Genomic DNA, 17,637 nt, shown 5'->3' on the forward strand with positions numbered 1-17,637 from the left:
GAATCAGACCTCGACGTTGAATCAAGCCTCGACCGAGGGAACCTCCGACTTCGACAACCCTTCGGGCACCGCAAGATTGATGGGCCGGGCCAGCTGGGTCGGGGCGATGCGTCCGCGCAGTTCGACGATCTCGCCGACGTCCCAGCACAGCGCCTCGGCATCGATGGCGTCGCTGACGGCCTTGGCCGACGCCAGCACGTGGCCGGATTCGAGCTTGGCCAGTTCCGTCAGGCGTGCGGCCTCGTTGACCGGGTCACCGATCACGGTGTACTCGAAGCGGGCCTGCGCGCCGATGTGTCCGGCGATCGCGCGGCCGGCCGACACTCCGATGCCGAACTCGGCGTCACCGAGCACCGGCAGCAGGTTGTCGTGCAGTTCGCGCGCGGCGGCCAGGGCCGCGGCGGGGGCGTCCGGATGCTCGATCGGGGCGCCGAAGATACACAGCGCCGCGTCGCCCTGGAACTTGTTGACGAATCCGCCGTGGCGGGCGACGACGTCGACGACCACCCGGAAGAACTCGTTGAGCAGGCTGACGACCTCGCCGGGCGGACGCGTCGCCGCCAGGTGCGTCGAGCCCACCAGGTCGACGAACAGCACCGCGACGTCGCGCTCCTGGCCGCCCAACTCGGTGCCGCGCTCCAGGGCGCGGCGGGCCACGTCCTCACCGACGTAACGGCCGAACAGGTCGCGCAGGCGCTGCCGCTCCGACAGGTCGCGCACCATGTCGTTGAAGCCGGCCTGCAGCAGGCCCAGTTCGCTTGCGTCGTAGATCTGCATGTGCGCGTTGTAGTTGCCACGCTGCACCTCGCCGAGCGCCCACCGCAGCTGACGCAGCGGATCGGCGATCGACATCGCCACCAGAACCGTGCCCGCAAAGCCGATCCCCAGGGCGGCCAGGGCCATCAGCAGGATCGGGGTGACCAGCTGATCGGCCGAGGCCCGCAGGAAGGAGTATCTGCTGGCCACCACCGCGAGCACGATCGCCAGCAGCGGGACACCGGTGCTCAGCACCCAGGTCAGGACTTGGCGCAGGATCACGCCGGGCGCGCTGAAGTTCTCCGGCACACCGCCGCGCAGCGCCGCGACCGCCACGGGGCGCAGCACGCGTTCGGACTGCAGGTAGCCGATGATGGCGGTGGCGGTGGCGCCCAGCCCCGTGGCCACCGCCAGGACCGGCGCGGAATGACCTGCCACGGGCCAACTCGCGGCGATGAACACGAACGCGCCCAGCAGCCAGTTGGTCAGGCTGATGGCCGTGCGGTAGATCGGCATCCGCAGGGCGCGCGTGCGCGCCAACTCGGTGGCCTCCGGGTCGGAGTCGGTCAGCAGGCCGTCGCGGCGCTGCCACCGGAACACCGGCACCAGCAGGCGCAGGCTGACGAACGCGCCGATCGCGAACGACACCAGAAGGTAGGCCAGGAAGATCGCAAGGTTGAGCCGGGGCAGATCCTGGAGTTGGATGCGTTCCTGCGGCGGCAGTCCGAACCGCAGGAAGCCGAGGACGAACAGCGCGCCGATGATGTCGGCCTGGACCATGCCGAGCGTGAAGACCGGCCACGGGGTACGCACCACCCAGCGGACGAATGCGCTGATCCGTCCGCGCGGCGCCTCCCCGGTGGTCACCCGATTACCGTATCGGTCAAGGCCGACCAATCCGAACCCCACATCTCGCCTGTTGGTCCACCGTGTCGGCCGCGACCACTACTGTTTGACCGGTGTCCGGGGTTTTCACGCGATTGGTGGGCCAACACGCCGTGGAGGCGGAGCTGGTGGCGGCCGCAGCGGCGGCCCGCGGTGACGAGACTCACAGCGGCGTCACAGCCGGAACTATGACTCACGCCTGGCTGATCACCGGACCGCCCGGCTCTGGCCGGTCCGTGGCCGCGCTGTGCTTCGCGGCCGCGCTGCAGTGCGCATCGGACGGGACACCGGGTTGTGGAACCTGCAAGAACTGCACGACGACCATGGCGGGTACGCACGCCGACGTCCGCCGCGTCATTCCTGAGGGACTCTCGATCGGTGTCACCGAGATGCGCGCGATCGTGCAGACCGCGTCCCGGCGGCCCAGCACCGGCCGCTGGCAGATCGTCGTGATCGAGGACGCCGACCGTCTCACCGAGGGCGCGGCCAACGCCCTGCTGAAGGTCGTCGAGGAGCCGCCGCCGTCGACGGTGTTCCTGTTGTGCGCGCCGTCGGTGGACCCCGAGGACATCGCGATCACCCTGCGGTCGCGGTGCAGGCATGTGGCATTGGTGACGCCGCCGCCCGAGGCCATCGCCGGGGTGCTGATGGACACCGACGGGCTCAGCCCCGATGAGGCCCGGTGGGCCGCGTCGGTCAGCGGCGGGCACGTCGGCCGGGCCCGGCGTTTGGCGACGGACCCGGAGGCCCGGGATCGGCGCAAACGCGCGCTGGGTCTGGCGCGCGACGCCGCCACGCCTTCACGCGCGTACGCCGCGGCCGAGGAGTTGGTGGCGGCGGCCGAAGCCGAGGCCAAGGCGCTCACCGAGGGGCGCAACGAAGTCGAGACCGAGGAATTGCGGACGGCGCTCGGTGCGGGCGGCACCGGCAAGGGCACCGCGGGCACCATGCGGGGCGCCGCCGGCGCGATGAAGGATCTGGAGAAGCGGCAGAAGTCCCGACAGACCAGGGCATCCCGCGACGCCCTGGACCGCGCGCTGATCGACCTCGCGAGCTACTTCCGGGACGCGTTGATGGTGTCGACGGGCAGCGCCGGAATCACGGCCAATCACCCGGATATGGCGGAAAAGGTGGCCGCGATGGCCGACCACGCCTCGCCGGATCGGCTGCTGCGTTGCATCGAAGCCGTGCTCGAATGCCGAGAGGCGCTCGCGATCAACGTGAAGCCGAAATTCGCCGTCGACGCCATGGTGGCCACCGTGGGTCAAGCACTCCGCAGCGACCTGTAGACTCTCCTGGGCCCGGTGCTCCGGGCACGCCGCCTTAGCTCAGTCGGCAGAGCGATTCACTCGTAATGAATAGGTCGGGGGTTCGATTCCCCCAGGCGGCTCCACAGAAGGCAGGCTCAGCGCCTGCCTTCCTTGGTATTCCCCGTCTTTTGTGCGGAAATGCAGCTCGGAACCGTGTTTTCGCGACAATTCCGCACATTTCAGGCGGCCGAGACCCGGCCGAGCCCCGCGAGGGTCCGCTCAGAGGTCGTGGTCCGGCTTGAAGGCGCGCAGCGCCGCGGCCTTGGCGGTGTTGGCGGCCGGGAAGCCCGCGTAGCCGCTGGCGTGGTAGACCACCTCGGCCAACTCCTCGTCGGTCAGCCCGTTCTGCTTGGCGATGCGGAAGTGTGACTCCAGCTCGTCTTCGGCACCCAGCGCTATCAGGATGCCGAGGGTGACGAGGCTGCGGTCCCGGCGGGCCAGGCCTTCGCGGGACCACAGCCGCCCGAAGATGCCCTCGATGCCGATCTCCATCAACTCGTTGGCGAAGCCCTTGCCGAAGTTCACCTTCTCGTTGGGGAGGTCGGCGGGGAGGATGCCGGGCAGCATCTCGCGGAAGACGTTGAGACCCTCGTCACGCAAGTTAGTCATACGAAGTACTGTGGCACAGCCGACCGCTCCTTGCGGAAGTGATGCGGTGCTACGGAAATAGTGCTACGGTTTATGCATGGCGAAGGATTGGCGCACGCATCCCGTGACTCGCTGGGTCAGGCTCATCGTGCTCGGCGCCGGCGCTGGCGGGGCCATGGTCTGGTTCCTGCACAGCATCGTGCAGGGGGATCTCGCGGTGGCCTCGATCGCGCTGGGGCTGACCTTCTCGCTGCTTCTCATGCTGATCGGGACCGCCTGGATCCACATGGGTGCGATCCGTCGTCATGCCCGCTGGGACCGGCGCGGCACCACGTTCGAGCCCGACCCGGTGCACGGTGCGTTCACCAGGGCGATGACGTACTGCCTCACGGTCACCGCGGCCCTTGCGATCGTCCTGACCTGGACCGGCCGCCTCGCGGTGCCCGTCGACCCGATCAACGCGGAAGCGTTCTGGAAGGCGATCTGGGCCGCGGTGTTCCTGCTGGCCTACGGCCTGACTCAAGCGCCGACGTGGTTTCGCTCGGCGAGCCCGCACGGGTACCTGCGCCTCACTGACGAGGAGATCACCTTCAGTTCGGGATGGCGGACCAAGCGCGTCCCCTGGTCGGATCTCGTCGACGTCACCGATCAAGTTCCGGGGCGCTACGGCGTCCCGGAGGCGGTGCGGTTCTTCACAGCCACGGGGCCGGCCGGGCATGTCGACGCCAGCTTCTTCTCCGACGATCCCGAGGCGCTGAATCGGGTGGTGCTGCACTACTGGAGGAACCCGGACCAGCGTGGTCAACTCGCGGACGGAAGTGCGGCCCGCCGATTCGTCAGCGGGCAGGCGCCAGGTGGCCCAGCGGGCCTGAAGCCAGGCACACCGAAAGCGCGGCGGTTGCAGCCTGTGCCGTGATCGCGTGCCCGGCGCCTGAGAGGCGCACGTAAACCCGGTTGAGCCCGGGGTGGACGGGCACCTTGGCGGGCAGTCCTTCGTCCAGCGTGAGCACCATCGATCCCTCGCTGTTGGCCAGGTAGTTGATCTCGGCTGTCCAGTCCGCGGGCAGTAGCGGGCCGTCCAGGGGCATCCGCACCGGGCTGTCCGGCTGGGTCAGGTAGCCGCAGTTCGGCGTCGGGCCCGGGGCGATCATGCGGACCCAGGTGACGTTGGCGTCGACAAGGTGTCCGGCCGAGTCGAGCATGCGCAGTTTCGTTGTCGACGAGTCGAACTCGGGCCGGTCACGCAGCAGGGCGAACATGTGGCTGGCCAGGTTCTCCGGGTATGCCACCCGCTGCAGGATCATCGGATCGACCTCCTGGTCCAGCACAGGTGCGTCGGAAACCTGCTGTGCGGCAGCAAGACTGGCCTGTGCGTTCTGCAGGTAGGCCCGGGTCGGGTTGTCGCGCCAACTGGTCAGGAACGTCGCGGTGGAGTACAGACTGCTGACCAGGAACGCCGCCACGGCCGCCGTCACCAGCACCGTCCGGCGCGTCGAGGCGTCCAACCACTCGCTGCCCCGGCGGTTGGGCGCACACAATCCGACCGCGGCGCACAGCGTCAGCACCACCACCAGATCCGGCAGGTAGCGCAGGGTCTGCGCCAACTCCAGTGCGGTGAATCGGGACGAGCGCATCAGGTAGATCGGGATCTGGCAGGCCACTGCGTATCCCAGCGCCAACAGCCACACCGGGCCGATCCGCTGTTTGCGCCAGAACGTGAGGGCCACGACCGCGGCCAGCGCCACCCAGCCCAACACCATGACGGTCGTCGGCGGCACCCCCCAGGGTGAGGCGGGCGCCCAGCGCTGCCACGTCCAGGGACCGCCGACGAGTCCCGGCACGATGCCGTGGGTGAAGGAGCGGCTCAGCAGATCCCACGTCATCGACAGATCCGAACTCCACCGCTTCTGGTCCACCACAACCAGATAGAGCGCGATCCACACCGCCGTCAGGGCCAACGACGCGGCCCACAACCGCGTCCCGCGCCGCCACGCCGCCACGAGCGGTCGTGGTTCCCCCTGTACGTGGAGCAGCAGGGCGACCACGGCGAACGCCACGAACGGGATGACGGCGGCCTTCTCGAAGAACAGCAGGCCGCCGAGGAACACGAGCGCGCCCGTTGCCGCATAACGCTGATTGCCGGTGCGCGCCAACAGGATCGCATCGCCGCATACCCAGGCCAGCGCGGCCAGCATGGGCAGCGAGTTCAGCCCCGCGGCCCACCACGCGAAACCCGGCACGCCCAGCGGGGTGAACAGTGCGAACACCCATGGCACCAGGAGTACGGGGCGCCAGCCCAGGATCACGTGCAGCGTCCGAAGCAGTGCCAGCGAGGCCAGCAGTTGCAGCACCACCAACGACGCCGCGGGCCAGAACCAGACCAGCGGTGCGGCGCGCGTGATCAGTCCGCCCAGCAGGAATCCGCCCGGCATCACGTGGCCGTCGTGATCGTCGAACAGGTAACCCGTCGACAGCAGGTCCTGCGTCCCGGCCCGGCCCACCAGGATCAGGTCGTCCCAGTAGAAGTAGCCCCCGAACGCGAGCACGCCGCGGACCGCCAGGGCCACCCCGATCAGGGTGGCGGCGATCACAGCGACAGAACGGGCGCGCACCCTGCATTCATACCTGGGTAGATTGGGGCGGATGCGAGCACTGGTCACCGGCGCTGCCGGCTTCATCGGATCCACCCTGGTGGACAGGCTGCTGGCCGACGGCCACTCGGTCGTGGGCCTCGACAACTTCGCGACTGGTCGGGCCACAAACATCGAGCACCTCTCGGACGAGCCCGAATTCTTCTTCGCCGAGGCCGACATCGTGACGGCCGACCTCGACGCGATCTTCGCGCAGTACCACCCCGAGGTGGTGTTCCACCTCGCGGCGCAGATCGACGTCCGGCATTCGGTGGCCGACCCGCAGTTCGACTCCTCGGTCAACGTGCTGGGCACGGTCCGGGTCGCCGAGGCGGCACGCAAGGCTGGCGTGCGCAAGATCGTCCACACCAGTTCGGGCGGATCCATCTACGGCGTGCCAACGGAGTTTCCGACCGGTGAAGGCGTGCCCGCCGACCCGCACTCGCCCTATGCCGCGGGCAAGGTGGCCGGCGAGATCTACCTCAACACGTTCCGCCACCTCTACGACCTGGACTGCTCCCACATCGCGCCCGCCAATGTGTACGGACCCCGTCAGGATCCGCACGGTGAGGCCGGCGTCGTCGCGATCTTCGCGCAGGCCCTGCTCGAGGGCAGGACCACCAAGGTCTTCGGCGACGGGTCGAACACCCGCGACTACGTGTTCGTCGACGACGTCGTGGACGCGTTCGTCAAGGCCTCAGGCGGGGCCGGCAGCGGGTTGCGGTTCAACGTCGGCACCGGCATCGAGACCTCGGACCGCGAGCTGCACACGGCCGTGGCCAAGGCTGCGGGCGCGCCTGACGATCCGGAGTTCCACCCGCCGCGGTTGGGTGACCTCAAGCGGTCCTGCCTGGACATCAGCCGCGCCGAGCAGGTATTGGGCTGGCGACCTCAGGTCGAGTTGGCCGAAGGCGTGCAGCGCACCGTGGAGTACTTCCGCTCGCACGGACGCTGATCCGCTACGGCGCCTCGGACCCCGGTTCGCGGGCATTCTGCAGTGCCACGGCACGAGCCAGTCGGGCGTACTTCAACTCCAGGTCCCGGAAGCGCATGTAGGTGCTCATCGTCGTGAAGATGAACACGATGATCAGCACGTAGCCGATCAGATCCGCGCCGCGGGCCACGCCCAGCCAGTTCGCCACCACCGTGGTGTCGTCGGGGCGCAGGATCGCGTAGACCGCGGTGACCACGAACAGCAGATATCCGACCTTGACCCAGGCACGAGTCTTGGCGTTGGTCCGCGAGCGCAGCAGATAGAACAGCAGCAGCACCACCGCGGCGATCAGCAGACCCTGAATCCAGTTCATCGGGGCATCCTCCGCCGCAGGAATCCGTCGAAGACGATGTTGACGCCGTTGAGCAGTGGCTGTCCCTTCGACATCGAGTAGTCCGTGTACAGGATCTCGACGGGCGCCTCGGCCACGCGCCAGTGGTTCTCGGCGATCAGCGAGATGAACTCGCTGGCGTGGCTCATGCCGTTCATCGTGAGGTTCAGGCCGTCGGCCACCGTGCGGTTGAAGACCCGAAGCCCGTTGTGCGCATCGGTCAGCCCGAGGCGGCGGCTCGCGGGACTCACGGCTGCCGCGGTCCGCAGGATCACCCGCTTGAGCCACGGCACCTGTGTCGGCGGTCCGTGCGCGAACCGGGTGCCGATCACGATGTCGGGGCGATCGGGTTCGGCCATCCGGTTGATCATCGCCACGACGTCCGCGACGCGGTGCTGACCGTCGGCGTCGAACGTGACGAACAGGCGGGCACCGGGCCGCTGTCGCGCGTACTCCACGCCGGTCTGGATGGCCGCGCCTTGGCCGAGGTTCACCGGGTGGGTGACGACGTGCGCTCCGGCCCGCAGCGCCAGCGCCGCGGTGTCGTCGCGACTGCCGTCGTCGACACAGACGACGTTCGGGAAGACCGTGCGCACGTCGGCGATGACGTCGGCGATGACGGACGCCTCGTGATAGGCCGGGACGACGACCCACACCCCGTCGGGCGGGTGAGCTTGCGTTTCGATGGTGACAGGCTACGCGGGGTCGCTGGCAGGCCCTGGTCAGCGCGCCGAGGTCACGCCCAAAGTCGACTTGTTGACCGATTCCCCCAGGACGCCCCGCGAACAAGTCAACCTTCGGCGCGCAGGAACTCAGCCCCGCTCTCAGGTCTTGGCCAGCGCGGCGAGATGCACCGCAATGCCCACCACGGGTCCGCACAGCAGCGCGACCACAGTGCGGGTCTCCAGGTCGAGCGGTGTGGCGAGCAGCGCCGCGGCGGCCACCGTCGCACCCACCCAGCCCGCCGAGTAGGCCCGGTGCCGGGCCGCGGCGACGGTTGCCGCGCCCGTGACTGTCAGGACCGCGATCGCGACCGCGCCGGCCGTCAGCCAGGCCAGCAGCGCACCGTCGGCGATGTAGTCCGGCCCGAAGCCCACGCGCAGCAGCCACGGCCCGGCGACCGCGGCGAGCGCGACGCCGACCGCCCCGACCCCGACCACCAGCGCGATCGGCGCCAGCAGTGCGCGCAGGCGGTGCCGACGCTGATCGACGAAGTGCGCGATCAGGTTGCCCTGCATCGCGGTCAGCGGGACCAACAGCGGTGCGCGGGTCAGCGTGACGGCCAGGATCACCACGCCGCCGGTGGCGCCGAGATCACCGCCGGTGGCCTGCAGCAGCACCGGGAAGCCCATCACCAGGATCGCGCTTGCGCCCGCCGCGGCCACCGCGTGTGCCGCACCGCGGAGAAATCCGCGGGTGTCCTCGTGCGCGACCAGGGTCGCCGTCAGGCGCGCGGTGGGGGAGGCCAGCAGCAGAAGCAGCCAGGCCAGCGCGCCGCCGACGGTCGCCCACAGAAACCCGACCAGGCCCCAGCCCACCAGCACGGTCGCCCCGGCGATCAGCACGCGGATCACCGCGTCGGTCACCATCAGCGCGCCGTACTGCGACCAGTGGCCCGCCCCGGCGAGCATGCCGAGCAGCGTGGCGTGCAGACAGAACCCGGCCAGGCCCGCGGCCAGCAGCAGCACCGACAGCCATCGGGCCTGCACGAACACGTGCGACGACCACAGGAGTGCGGTCGCGACGACCGCCGCGGCTGACACCAGGCCGACGACGGCGGCCAGTCGCATCGGCCGCGTGACGGCACCGCCTGGGGCCTGTCTGCTGGCCAGTCGAATCTCGCGGGTGCTCTCCTGCAGTAGGCCGTTGGCGGCGCCGGTGACCAGACCGAAGGCGCCCCAGAACACCGCGAAGACCGAGAAGCCGGCCGGATCGAGGTCACGCGCGGCCAGATACAGCACCGCGTACCCGCACACCGCAGTGACGGCGGTGGCCATCCCCACGCGGGCGACCCCGCTGCGGGTGACGGGCCCCGAGGGCCCGGTGGGGACGGCCGCGTCGGTCACAGCTGCGGAACCGCGGTCGAATGAAGCCAGGCGTCCCACAGGGGCCGCAGTGTCTCCTCGGCATAATGTGCGGCCAGGCCGGTGAAGTCGTCGGTGACGACGGTGGCATGCCGGTGCCGCGTGGTCCAATCCCGAAGCAGTGCAAAGAAATTCTTGTCACCGAGCACACCCCGCAGGCTGTGCAGGGTCAGCGCGCCGCGCTTGTAGACGCGGTCGTCGAACATGTCCTCCGGGCCCGGGTCGGCCAGCAGCAGATCCTGCGGTGAGTCGACCAGTTTCTCGTAGTAGTGCCGCGCCCACTCGTCGGCGCTGGGGCCACCGGACTCCTCCGACCACAGCCACTCGGCGTAACACGCGAAGCCCTCGTGCAGCCAGATGTCGCGCCACCGCCGCACCGTCACGCTGTTGCCGAACCACTGATGCGCCAACTCGTGGGCGATCAGCCGTTCCGAGCGCCTGCTGCCGTCGCAGTGGTTGGCGCCGAAGATCGAGATTCCCTGTGCCTCCAAAGGGATTTCGAGATCGTCATCGGTCACGACGACGGTGTACCCGTCGACCAGTGGGTACGGGCCGAACAGTTTGGTGAACAGTTTCATCATCTGCGGTTGGCGGGCGAAGTCGTGGTCGAAGTCGTCCCGCAGGTGTGCGGGAAGAAACGCCTGCATCGGCACCGAGTCCTTGTCGGCCTTCTCGGCCTTGCCCGACTTCGGCAGCTTGTGCGCCACGTAGTCACCGATCTGCAGGGTCACCAGATAGGTGGACGTCGGCTCGGCGAGTTCGTAGGTCCAGGTGGTCTGGCCGGCCCGCACCCGGCGAGACGTCAACGCGCCGTTGGCGATCGCGGCATACGGGCTGTCGGTGCTGATCTGGATGCGGTAGCTGGCTTTGGCTCCGGGGTGGTCGTCGCACGGGAACCACGACGCCGCGCCGTTGGGTTGCCCGGCCACCAGCACCCCGTTGGTCAGCTCCTCCCAGCCGACCTCACCCCACAGGCTGCGGATCGGACGCGGATTGCCGCTGTAGCGCACCTCGACGGTCATCGCGGCACCCGCGGGAAGCGGTGCGGCCAAGGTGATGCGGAGCTTGCCGTCGGAGGTGCGGTACCCCTGGGGGCGCCGTCCGTTCACCGAAACCTTGGACACTCGCAGCGCATCCGAGAGGTCCAGCGAGAACGAACTGAGCGCCGCGAGCGTGACGGCGGTGACGGTGGCCGACCCGGTGAGGCGGTTCGCCGACACCCGGTATTCGAGGTCGAGTTCGTAGCGGGACACCCGATAGCCGTAGTTGCCGTTGCGCGGCAGGTACGGGTCGATGACCGGGGGCTTCCCGGGCGCACTCCTGTTCTTTCTCATCGGCGTCGCTTCCGGCCCGAGACCGGCCAGGGGGCAATGGGATTGCCCTGCCATCTGGTGGACGACGGCACCTCGTCACCGCGCATCACCAGGGACGCGGGCCCGACTGTCGCACCCGCGCCCAGTCGGGCGGCGGGCAGCGCGACGCAGTGTGTGCCCAGCGTCGCGCCGTCTTCGAGGACGACGGTGTCCATCCGCATGATGCGGTCGTGGAAGAGATGGGTCTGCACGACGCAACCGCGGTTGACGGTGCTGCCCCGCTCGAGGGTCACCAGGTCGGCCTCCGGCAGCCAGTACGTCTCGCACCACACCCCGCGTCCGATGTCGGCGCCCAGGCCCCGCAGCCAGATGTTGATCACGGGCGTGCCGCTGGCGGCCCGGGCGAACCACGGCGCGGCCACGGTCTCGACGAACGTGTCCGAGACCTCGTTGCGCCACACGAACGACGACCACAGTGGATGTTCAACCGTTCGAATGCGGCCCACCACAACCCATTTGGCGATCACCGAGATGGTTCCGGCTAAAGCTCCCGCGGCCAGCAGCACGACCCCGCCGGACAGCGTGGCCCATCCCCAGCCGAAGTGGTGCGCGATCGCCTGCAGGGCGCCCAAGACGGCCACCCCGATCGCGAACGACACCATGACCGGGATCAGGCGGCAGGTCTCGACCGCGCCGCGCATGATTCGAAGCCCGAGCGACGGGTGGAACGTCCGCAGGGCGTCGGCCGCCGTGGGTTGCCTGCGTAGGCGGATCGGCGGACTGCCCAGCCACGACGATCCGCGTTTGGCCTTGGGCGGCGTCGCCGACAACACCGCGACCAAGCCGTCGTCGGGCACCCGGCGGCCGGGTTGCGTGATGCCGGAGTTGCCCAGGAAAGCGCGCTTGCCGATGGTGGCCTTGGCGGCGTGGATCCAACCGCCGCCGAGTTCGTAGCTGGCGACCATCGTGTCGTCGGCCAGGAATGCACCGTCCTCGATGACCGTGAACTTCGGCGTCAGCAGGGCCGTCGAGATCTCGGTGCCCCGGCCCACTTCGGCGCCGAGCAGGCGCAGCCAGATCGGTGTGAGCAGGCTCGCGTACAGCGGGAAGAGGTAGTTTCGCGCGCCGTCCATCAGGCGTTCGGTGGCCCACAACTGCCAGCCCACCCGACTGCGCACCGGGTGATACCCCTCGGTGAGTCCGATGGAGAGCAGGCGCACCAGCACCACCGTCAGCGCCGCGTAGACCCCCAGCGAGGCGAGGGTGGCGACGGGCACCCACAGGAGCGCGGGCACGATGGCCGCCGACAGCGTCTGCGTATCCCGGACCGCAAGGGCGATCACAGCCAGTCCCGCGGCCAGGGCGAGCAGCGGCAGCGCGCCCAGGACCAGCGACGTCACGCCGTAGACAGGCACCCAACCGAGGGCCCGCGGCGGGCGGTGTTCGGGCCATGGGTGCCGGGCCTTGCCCGACTTCACCGCGGGCGAGCCCTTCCAGTACTGGCCGTTCTTGACCTTGCCGATGACGCCGGATCCCGCCGCGACGTCGGCGTTCTTGCCGACCACGGCGCCGGGCAGCAGCGTGGTGCGCGCGCCGACCGTCGCGTCGTTGCCGATGGTGATGGGACCGACGTGGAACAGGTCACCGTCGATCCAATGTCCCGACAGGTCGACCTCCGGTTCGATGGAACTGCGGTGGCCAAGGGTGAGCATGCCGGTGACCGGAGGCGTGGAATGCAGGTCCACTCCCTTGCCGACCTTGTTACCCAGCGCCCTGGCGTAGTACACCAGCCACGGGGCGCCAGCCAGGTTCTCCGCGCCGCTGGCCTCCGACAACCGCTCGGCCAGCCACACCCGCAGGTGCTCGGAGCCGCCGCGGCGGTAGGTGCCGGGCTCCAGGTTGGACAGCATCATCTGCGCGGCCACGGCCGCGATGCCCATCCGTCCCAGCGGGGTGATGAACAGCACGAACGCGACGATCACCCACCACCAGTTGAGCTCCGCCAGCCACGGCAGCGGATGTACGGCCGCGAGCACATTGTTGGCCAGCGCCAGCCACGTCACCCACTGCAGGCCCGTCAGTGTCGCGAGCGGCAGGGCGGCCGCGACCTGCACGGCCTGGGTGCCCACGCCGGTCGGTTCGACGCGGCGAGTTTCAACCTTGACCGGTGGGGCGAGTTCGTCGAGGAACCCGGCCAGCGATCCCAGCCGGGGGTGGTCGTACAACTGCGCGACCGTCACCTCGGGGTAGCGCGCGCGCAGCGCCGCGACCAGTTGCGCCGCGGCCAGCGATCCGCCGCCCAGGGCGAAGAAGTCCGCTTCGGGTCCGTCGACGCGCGCACCCAGCACGTCGCGCCACAGCCCGGCCAGCCACCCCATGGTGCCAGCCAGTTCGAGGGTGTCATCCGCATCGGCGTCGCCGACGGGCCAGGGCAGCGCGTCGCGGTCGACCTTGCCCGAGGTGCGGGTCGGCAGTTCGTCGACCAGCACCAGGCGGGGCACCAGGGCGGCGGGCAGCGACTCGGCGAGCGCCGCGCGGGCCGCATGCACGTCGAAGTCGGGGTCGGTGCTCGCCACGTAACCGACCAGCAGGGGAGTGCCGCTGGCGGTCCGGCGCACAGCCGCGGCGCCGCCGGAGACGCCCGGGAGGTTGACCAGCGCGGAGTCCACCTCGCCGAGTTCGATGCGCCGTCCGCCGACCTTGACCTGGTCGTCGGCGCGGCCCTGGAAGCACAGCCCGTCGGGTTCGAGTCGGACCAGGTCACCGCTGCGGTAGGCGCGCGACCAGCCCAGTGTCGGCATCTCGGCGTACTTCTCGGCGTCCTTGTCCGGGTCCAGGTAGCGCGCCAGGCCGACCCCACCGATCACCAGTTCCCCGGTCTGTCCGTAGCCGACGGGATTGCCCTCGGGGTCGACGACGGCCAGGTCCCAGCCGGGAAGCGGCAGGCCGATCGTGACGGGCCCGGTGCCGTCGAGCTTCGCCAGGCACGCCACCACGGTGGCCTCGGTGGGTCCGTAGGTGTTCCACACTTCGCGGCCCTCGACCGCGAGTCGTTCGACGAGTTCGGGCGGGCACGCCTCGCCGCCGAAGATCAGCAGCCGCACCTGTTCGAGAGCTTCGGCGGGCCACAGCGCGGCCAGCGTGGGCACGGTCGAGACGACCGAGATGTCGCGGGACACCAACCACGGGCCGAGGTCCATGCCACTGCGGACCAGTGACCGTGGGGCGGGCACCAGGCACGCGCCGTGGCGCCACGCCAGCCACATCTCCTCGCAGGACGCGTCGAAGGCCACCGACAACCCGGCCAGCACGCGGTCTCCGGGCCCGATCGGGTTGTCCTGCAGGAACATCCGTGCCTCGGCGTCGACGAAGGCCGCGGCGCTGCGGTGTGTGACCGCGACACCCTTGGGGGTACCCGTCGAGCCCGAGGTGAAGATGATCCACGCGTCGTCGCGCCCCAGCGGTGCCCCGGCCCGCCACCCTCGCGACGAACCGGACCCGCGGACCAGGCCCGCCTCGGTGATGATCCCGACCACCTGGGCCTCGGAGAACACCAGTTCGGCCCGTTCGGCGGGGTCGTCGGCGTCGACGGGGACGTAGGCCGCCCCCGTGGCCAGGGCCGACAGGATTGCGACGTAGAGCGCATAGCTGCCCGACGGCATCCGGATCCCGATCCGGTCGCCGCGACCGATGCCCCGCGCGGCCAGCCACGCGACGCTGTCCTCGATGTCGGTGATCAGTTCGCTGTATGTCAGCTGGACGTCGCCGTCGTCGATGGCTGCGGCGTCTGGATACCGCGCCGCGGTCTCGTAGAGGATGTCGATCAGGGTTCGGGGTTCCGGGGCATCCCCCGAGAGCAGATACTGCGGGGGGATCTGCGAGACGGGGTCCGCTGCCACAAGTCGAAAATACTAAGCGCCCGCGGCATCGGCATCGGCACCGTCGCGTCAAGCGGGCGTTTTGGTGACGAGTTCTCACTTTGCGGGTAGACCTGACAGACTGGCTGTCAGAGGGGAGTACTCCTTCGCCGCGGAGTCGTCATCACGTCGACCGTCATCGGACGACCGGCGCCGTGGGCCGCATCGACGATTAGCGGCGGAAGAGACCTCTGGCGTTTTGGCGACCGGAGGATTTCTGCATGAACGTGTCCGCTCTTGAGTGGGCCATCACGCTCGGCGTGACTGTGGCTGTACTGCTTTTCGACGTGGTGGTCATTGGCCGCAGGCCCCATGAGCCGTCGACGCGGGAATGCGCGACGTATCTGTCGATCTACGTGGGTCTGGCGATCCTGTTCGGCATCTTCGTGTGGAATTTCCACGACCGGCAGTTCGGCCTGGAGTTCTTCGCCGGCTGGCTCACCGAGTACAGCCTGTCGATCGACAACCTGTTCATCTTCATCATCATCATGGCCAGCTTCAAGGTGCCCAAGGTGTATCAGCAGCAGGCCCTGCTGGTCGGCATCATCCTGGCGTTGATCTTCCGCGGCATCTTCATCGCGCTCGGTGCGGTCGCCATCAACCAGTTCTCCTGGATCTTCTACATCTTCGGCGCGTTCCTGGTCTACACCGCGATCCAGTTGGCGCGGGACACCGACCACGACGACGATGCCGACAACAGGATCGTGAAGTTCGCGCGCAATCACCTCAAGTTCAGCGAGAACTGGGACGGGCTGAAACTGTGGGTCAAGGAGAACGGCTCGCGCGTCATGACGCCGATGTTCCTGGTGATCGTCGCGCTCGGCACCACCGACCTGCTGTTCGCGCTGGACTCGATCCCCGCCATCTACGGCCTGACCCGCGAGCCCTACCTGGTGTTCACGGCCAACGTGTTCGCCCTGATGGGCCTGCGCCAGCTCTACTTCCTGCTGGGCGACCTGCTCGACCGGCTGGTGTACCTGTCCCAGGGCCTGGCCTTCATCCTGCTGTTCATCGGCGTGAAGCTGATCCTGCACGCCCTGCACGAGAACGAGCTTCCGTTCATCAACGGCGGTGAGCACGTGGCGGTGCCGGAGATCCCGACGCTGTGGAGCCTCGGCGTGATCATCCTCACTCTGTTCATCACGATGATATTGAGCCTGCTCAAGACACGCGCCGAGGCCAAGCGGTCGGCGTAGTTCCGCTCTGCCTGAGCGCAACCGACGACGTGCGACATGGGGCCGCTTAGCGTGGCCCCATGTCCTCGTTGCGCATCTTCATCGCCGGTTCCGACAGCGCTGCGGACTGGACCGAACTGACCGCCGGAGCCGAACCGGCCGTGCGGATTCAGGCGCGAGACCTCCAGCATGCGCAGCGGGCCAGCCGTCGAGTCCGGGCCGAGGCGGCCGTCGAGTCGGCCGTCGTGCTCGATCTCGAGGTGCTGATCGCCGACGACAGGCGCACGGCCCGCAGGCTGATGTCCTCGGTGACCTCCGAGCACGACACCGTGCACTACGTCGGCACGGTCGACGGCCTGGCTGGACTGGTGGCCGACATCTACTCCGCCGGGGTGGCCGACGGCGTGACGCTGATCCCGGTGTCGCCGGAGCAGGACGCCCGCGCCCTCGGGGAGAGCACCCTGCAGCGCCTGCGGTTCAAGACGGCCTGCTGAGGGGCTCCTCAGTACCAGTTCTGATAGCCGCCCTCGGGGCCGAGCATGCGCTCCAACCGGGTGCGATTGATGCGGGCCAACTCGTTGCGCACGACCTTGCGTTCGGTCTCGGTGTCGTTGTGCAGACGGTCGGTGACGGCGCAGAGCACCTCGCGGGCGGTCTGACCGCCGCAGCACATGATGAACCCGAAGCCGAACTTGTCCTCGTAGTCCTGCGCCGTGGTGCGCAGTGTCGCCATCACCGCCTCGTCCTCGTCCCAGACCGAGCACTGTTCGGCGTGGGACTTGAGGCTGCGGGGCCGGCGGCCGACGTGCGGATACGCCACCAGGATCTGGTCCACGGCCGTCTCGGACAGGCTGAACAGCAGTGAATCGGCGCGCCGGAACAGCGCGTCGTGGCTCGCATACGGCCGGTTATCGGCCAGTGCGTGAGCCAGGATGACGCTGTTGCAGCATTCGTAGAGTGCGTGCACCGCGCGACTCTCGGACAGCGCATTGAACGCGTCCAACCCCATCCCCTGATGCATCAGCACACAATCATCATGAGAACTCGATTGGACAGCGGCGTTACCCCGTGTTACGGGGAGGAAAAATCAGTGCCCGCTGGTCTTGAATCGCTCAATCGAGCGCTCGACCTCGGCCTCGGCCTCGGCGCGCCCGACCCAGTCGGCGGCCTTGACGAACTTGTTGGGCTCGAGGTCCTTGTAGTGCACGAAGAAGTGCTTGATGGCCTCGAGTTCGAAGTCCGACACGTCGCCGATGTCCTGGATGTGGTCCCAGCGCTTGTCGCCCGCGGGCACACACAGCACCTTGTCGTCGCCGCCGGCCTCGTCGACCATCTTGAACATGCCCACGGGGCGGGCCTCGACGATCACACCGGGGAACACGGACTCGGGGAGCAGCACCATGGCGTCCAACGGGTCGCCGTCCTCACCAAGGGTGTCCTCGATGAAGCCGTAGTCGGCCGGGTAGGCCATCGGGGTGTAGAGGTAGCGGTCCAAGCGCACGCGGCCGGTCTCGTGATCGACCTCGTACTTGTTGCGCTGTCCCTTGGGGATCTCAATCGTCACGTCGAATTCCACCGGCATGGCTCCTTCGCCTCGCTGGGTCTGCAAAGTCTCGGAGCCACCCTAACGTGAACGGGTCGACGGTTGATGGGG

At 68.8% G+C, this 17,637-nt stretch carries 15 protein-coding genes and 1 tRNA gene; 6 read left to right on the top strand and 10 right to left on the bottom strand.

Translation table 11 applies throughout. The features are described 5' to 3' along the window. Positions 1-21: 21 nt before the first annotated feature. Positions 22-1,665 (bottom strand): adenylate/guanylate cyclase domain-containing protein, encoded by a 1,644-nt coding sequence (locus tag G6N34_RS00115; RefSeq protein ID WP_407663197.1) that lies wholly within the window; start codon positions 1,663-1,665, stop codon positions 22-24. 50 nt (positions 1,666-1,715) lie between these two features. On the opposite strand from G6N34_RS00115, the gene G6N34_RS00120 reads away from it, so the two are divergent. Next, positions 1,716-2,930 (top strand): DNA polymerase III subunit delta', encoded by a 1,215-nt coding sequence (locus tag G6N34_RS00120; protein ID WP_085152369.1) that lies wholly within the window; start codon positions 1,716-1,718, stop codon positions 2,928-2,930. Between the two features lie 28 nt (positions 2,931-2,958). Next, positions 2,959-3,034, top strand: a tRNA-Thr gene (locus G6N34_RS00125). Between the two features lie 136 nt (positions 3,035-3,170). Here the strand turns inward: G6N34_RS00125 and G6N34_RS00130 are convergent. Beyond that, complete coding sequence (locus G6N34_RS00130) at positions 3,171-3,560, bottom strand: carboxymuconolactone decarboxylase family protein (RefSeq protein ID WP_109788514.1); 390 nt, start codon at positions 3,558-3,560, stop codon at positions 3,171-3,173. Between the two features lie 76 nt (positions 3,561-3,636). Between G6N34_RS00130 and G6N34_RS00135 the strand changes: the two genes are divergently transcribed. Further along, positions 3,637-4,455, top strand: coding sequence for a hypothetical protein (locus tag G6N34_RS00135; protein WP_085152367.1), 819 nt, complete (start codon positions 3,637-3,639; stop codon positions 4,453-4,455). On the opposite strand, the gene G6N34_RS00140 is transcribed toward G6N34_RS00135, so the two are convergent. After that, positions 4,376-6,217, bottom strand: coding sequence for a hypothetical protein (locus tag G6N34_RS00140; RefSeq protein ID WP_179965708.1), 1,842 nt, complete (start codon positions 6,215-6,217; stop codon positions 4,376-4,378). The genes G6N34_RS00135 and G6N34_RS00140 overlap by 80 nt on opposite strands. Between G6N34_RS00140 and G6N34_RS00145 the strand changes: the two genes are divergently transcribed. Next, positions 6,183-7,124, top strand: a complete 942-nt coding sequence (locus G6N34_RS00145; protein ID WP_085152365.1) for an NAD-dependent epimerase/dehydratase family protein — start codon at positions 6,183-6,185, stop codon at positions 7,122-7,124. The two genes, G6N34_RS00140 and G6N34_RS00145, sit on opposite strands and share 35 nt — an antisense overlap. A 4-nt stretch (positions 7,125-7,128) precedes the next feature. Here the strand turns inward: G6N34_RS00145 and G6N34_RS00150 are convergent, their stop codons facing one another. From G6N34_RS00150 to G6N34_RS00170, 5 genes are all read right to left on the bottom strand, one after another. Continuing rightward, a complete protein-coding gene (locus G6N34_RS00150) occupies positions 7,129-7,476 on the bottom strand; it encodes a DUF2304 domain-containing protein (protein ID WP_085152364.1) in 348 nt (115 codons plus the stop codon). Then, positions 7,473-8,150 (bottom strand): polyprenyl-phospho-N-acetylgalactosaminyl synthase PpgS, encoded by a 678-nt coding sequence (locus G6N34_RS00155; RefSeq protein WP_407663198.1) that lies wholly within the window; start codon positions 8,148-8,150, stop codon positions 7,473-7,475. Before G6N34_RS00155 ends, G6N34_RS00150 begins: the two co-directional genes overlap by 4 nt. 168 nt (positions 8,151-8,318) lie before the next feature. Continuing rightward, complete coding sequence (locus G6N34_RS00160) at positions 8,319-9,560, bottom strand: hypothetical protein (protein WP_085152362.1); 1,242 nt, start codon at positions 9,558-9,560, stop codon at positions 8,319-8,321. After that, positions 9,557-10,912: a M1 family metallopeptidase gene (locus G6N34_RS00165; protein WP_085152361.1), complete on the bottom strand. Its 1,356-nt coding sequence runs from the start codon at positions 10,910-10,912 to the stop codon at positions 9,557-9,559. The genes G6N34_RS00160 and G6N34_RS00165 overlap by 4 nt, the downstream gene beginning before the upstream one ends. Continuing rightward, positions 10,909-14,790, bottom strand: coding sequence for a Pls/PosA family non-ribosomal peptide synthetase (locus G6N34_RS00170; RefSeq protein ID WP_085152360.1), 3,882 nt, complete (start codon positions 14,788-14,790; stop codon positions 10,909-10,911). Before G6N34_RS00170 ends, G6N34_RS00165 begins: the two co-directional genes overlap by 4 nt. Positions 14,791-15,029: 239 nt before the next feature. Between G6N34_RS00170 and G6N34_RS00175 the strand changes: the two genes are divergently transcribed. After that, complete coding sequence (locus G6N34_RS00175) at positions 15,030-16,004, top strand: TerC family protein (protein ID WP_085152359.1); 975 nt, start codon at positions 15,030-15,032, stop codon at positions 16,002-16,004. Between the two features lie 59 nt (positions 16,005-16,063). Further along, a complete protein-coding gene (locus G6N34_RS00180; protein ID WP_085152358.1) occupies positions 16,064-16,477 on the top strand; it encodes a hypothetical protein in 414 nt (137 codons plus the stop codon). Between the two features lie 8 nt (positions 16,478-16,485). On the opposite strand, the gene G6N34_RS00185 is transcribed toward G6N34_RS00180, so the two are convergent. Beyond that, a complete protein-coding gene (locus G6N34_RS00185; RefSeq protein WP_085152394.1) occupies positions 16,486-17,004 on the bottom strand; it encodes a 2-oxo-4-hydroxy-4-carboxy-5-ureidoimidazoline decarboxylase in 519 nt (172 codons plus the stop codon). 66 nt (positions 17,005-17,070) lie between these two features. Next, positions 17,071-17,559 carry an inorganic diphosphatase gene (locus tag G6N34_RS00190; RefSeq protein WP_085152393.1) on the bottom strand — a complete coding sequence of 163 codons (489 nt, stop codon included), beginning with the start codon at positions 17,557-17,559 and terminating at the stop codon, positions 17,071-17,073. Positions 17,560-17,637 lie beyond the last annotated feature (78 nt).

The organism is Mycolicibacterium confluentis (assembly GCF_010729895.1).
Lineage (GTDB): Bacteria > Actinomycetota > Actinomycetes > Mycobacteriales > Mycobacteriaceae > Mycobacterium > Mycobacterium confluentis.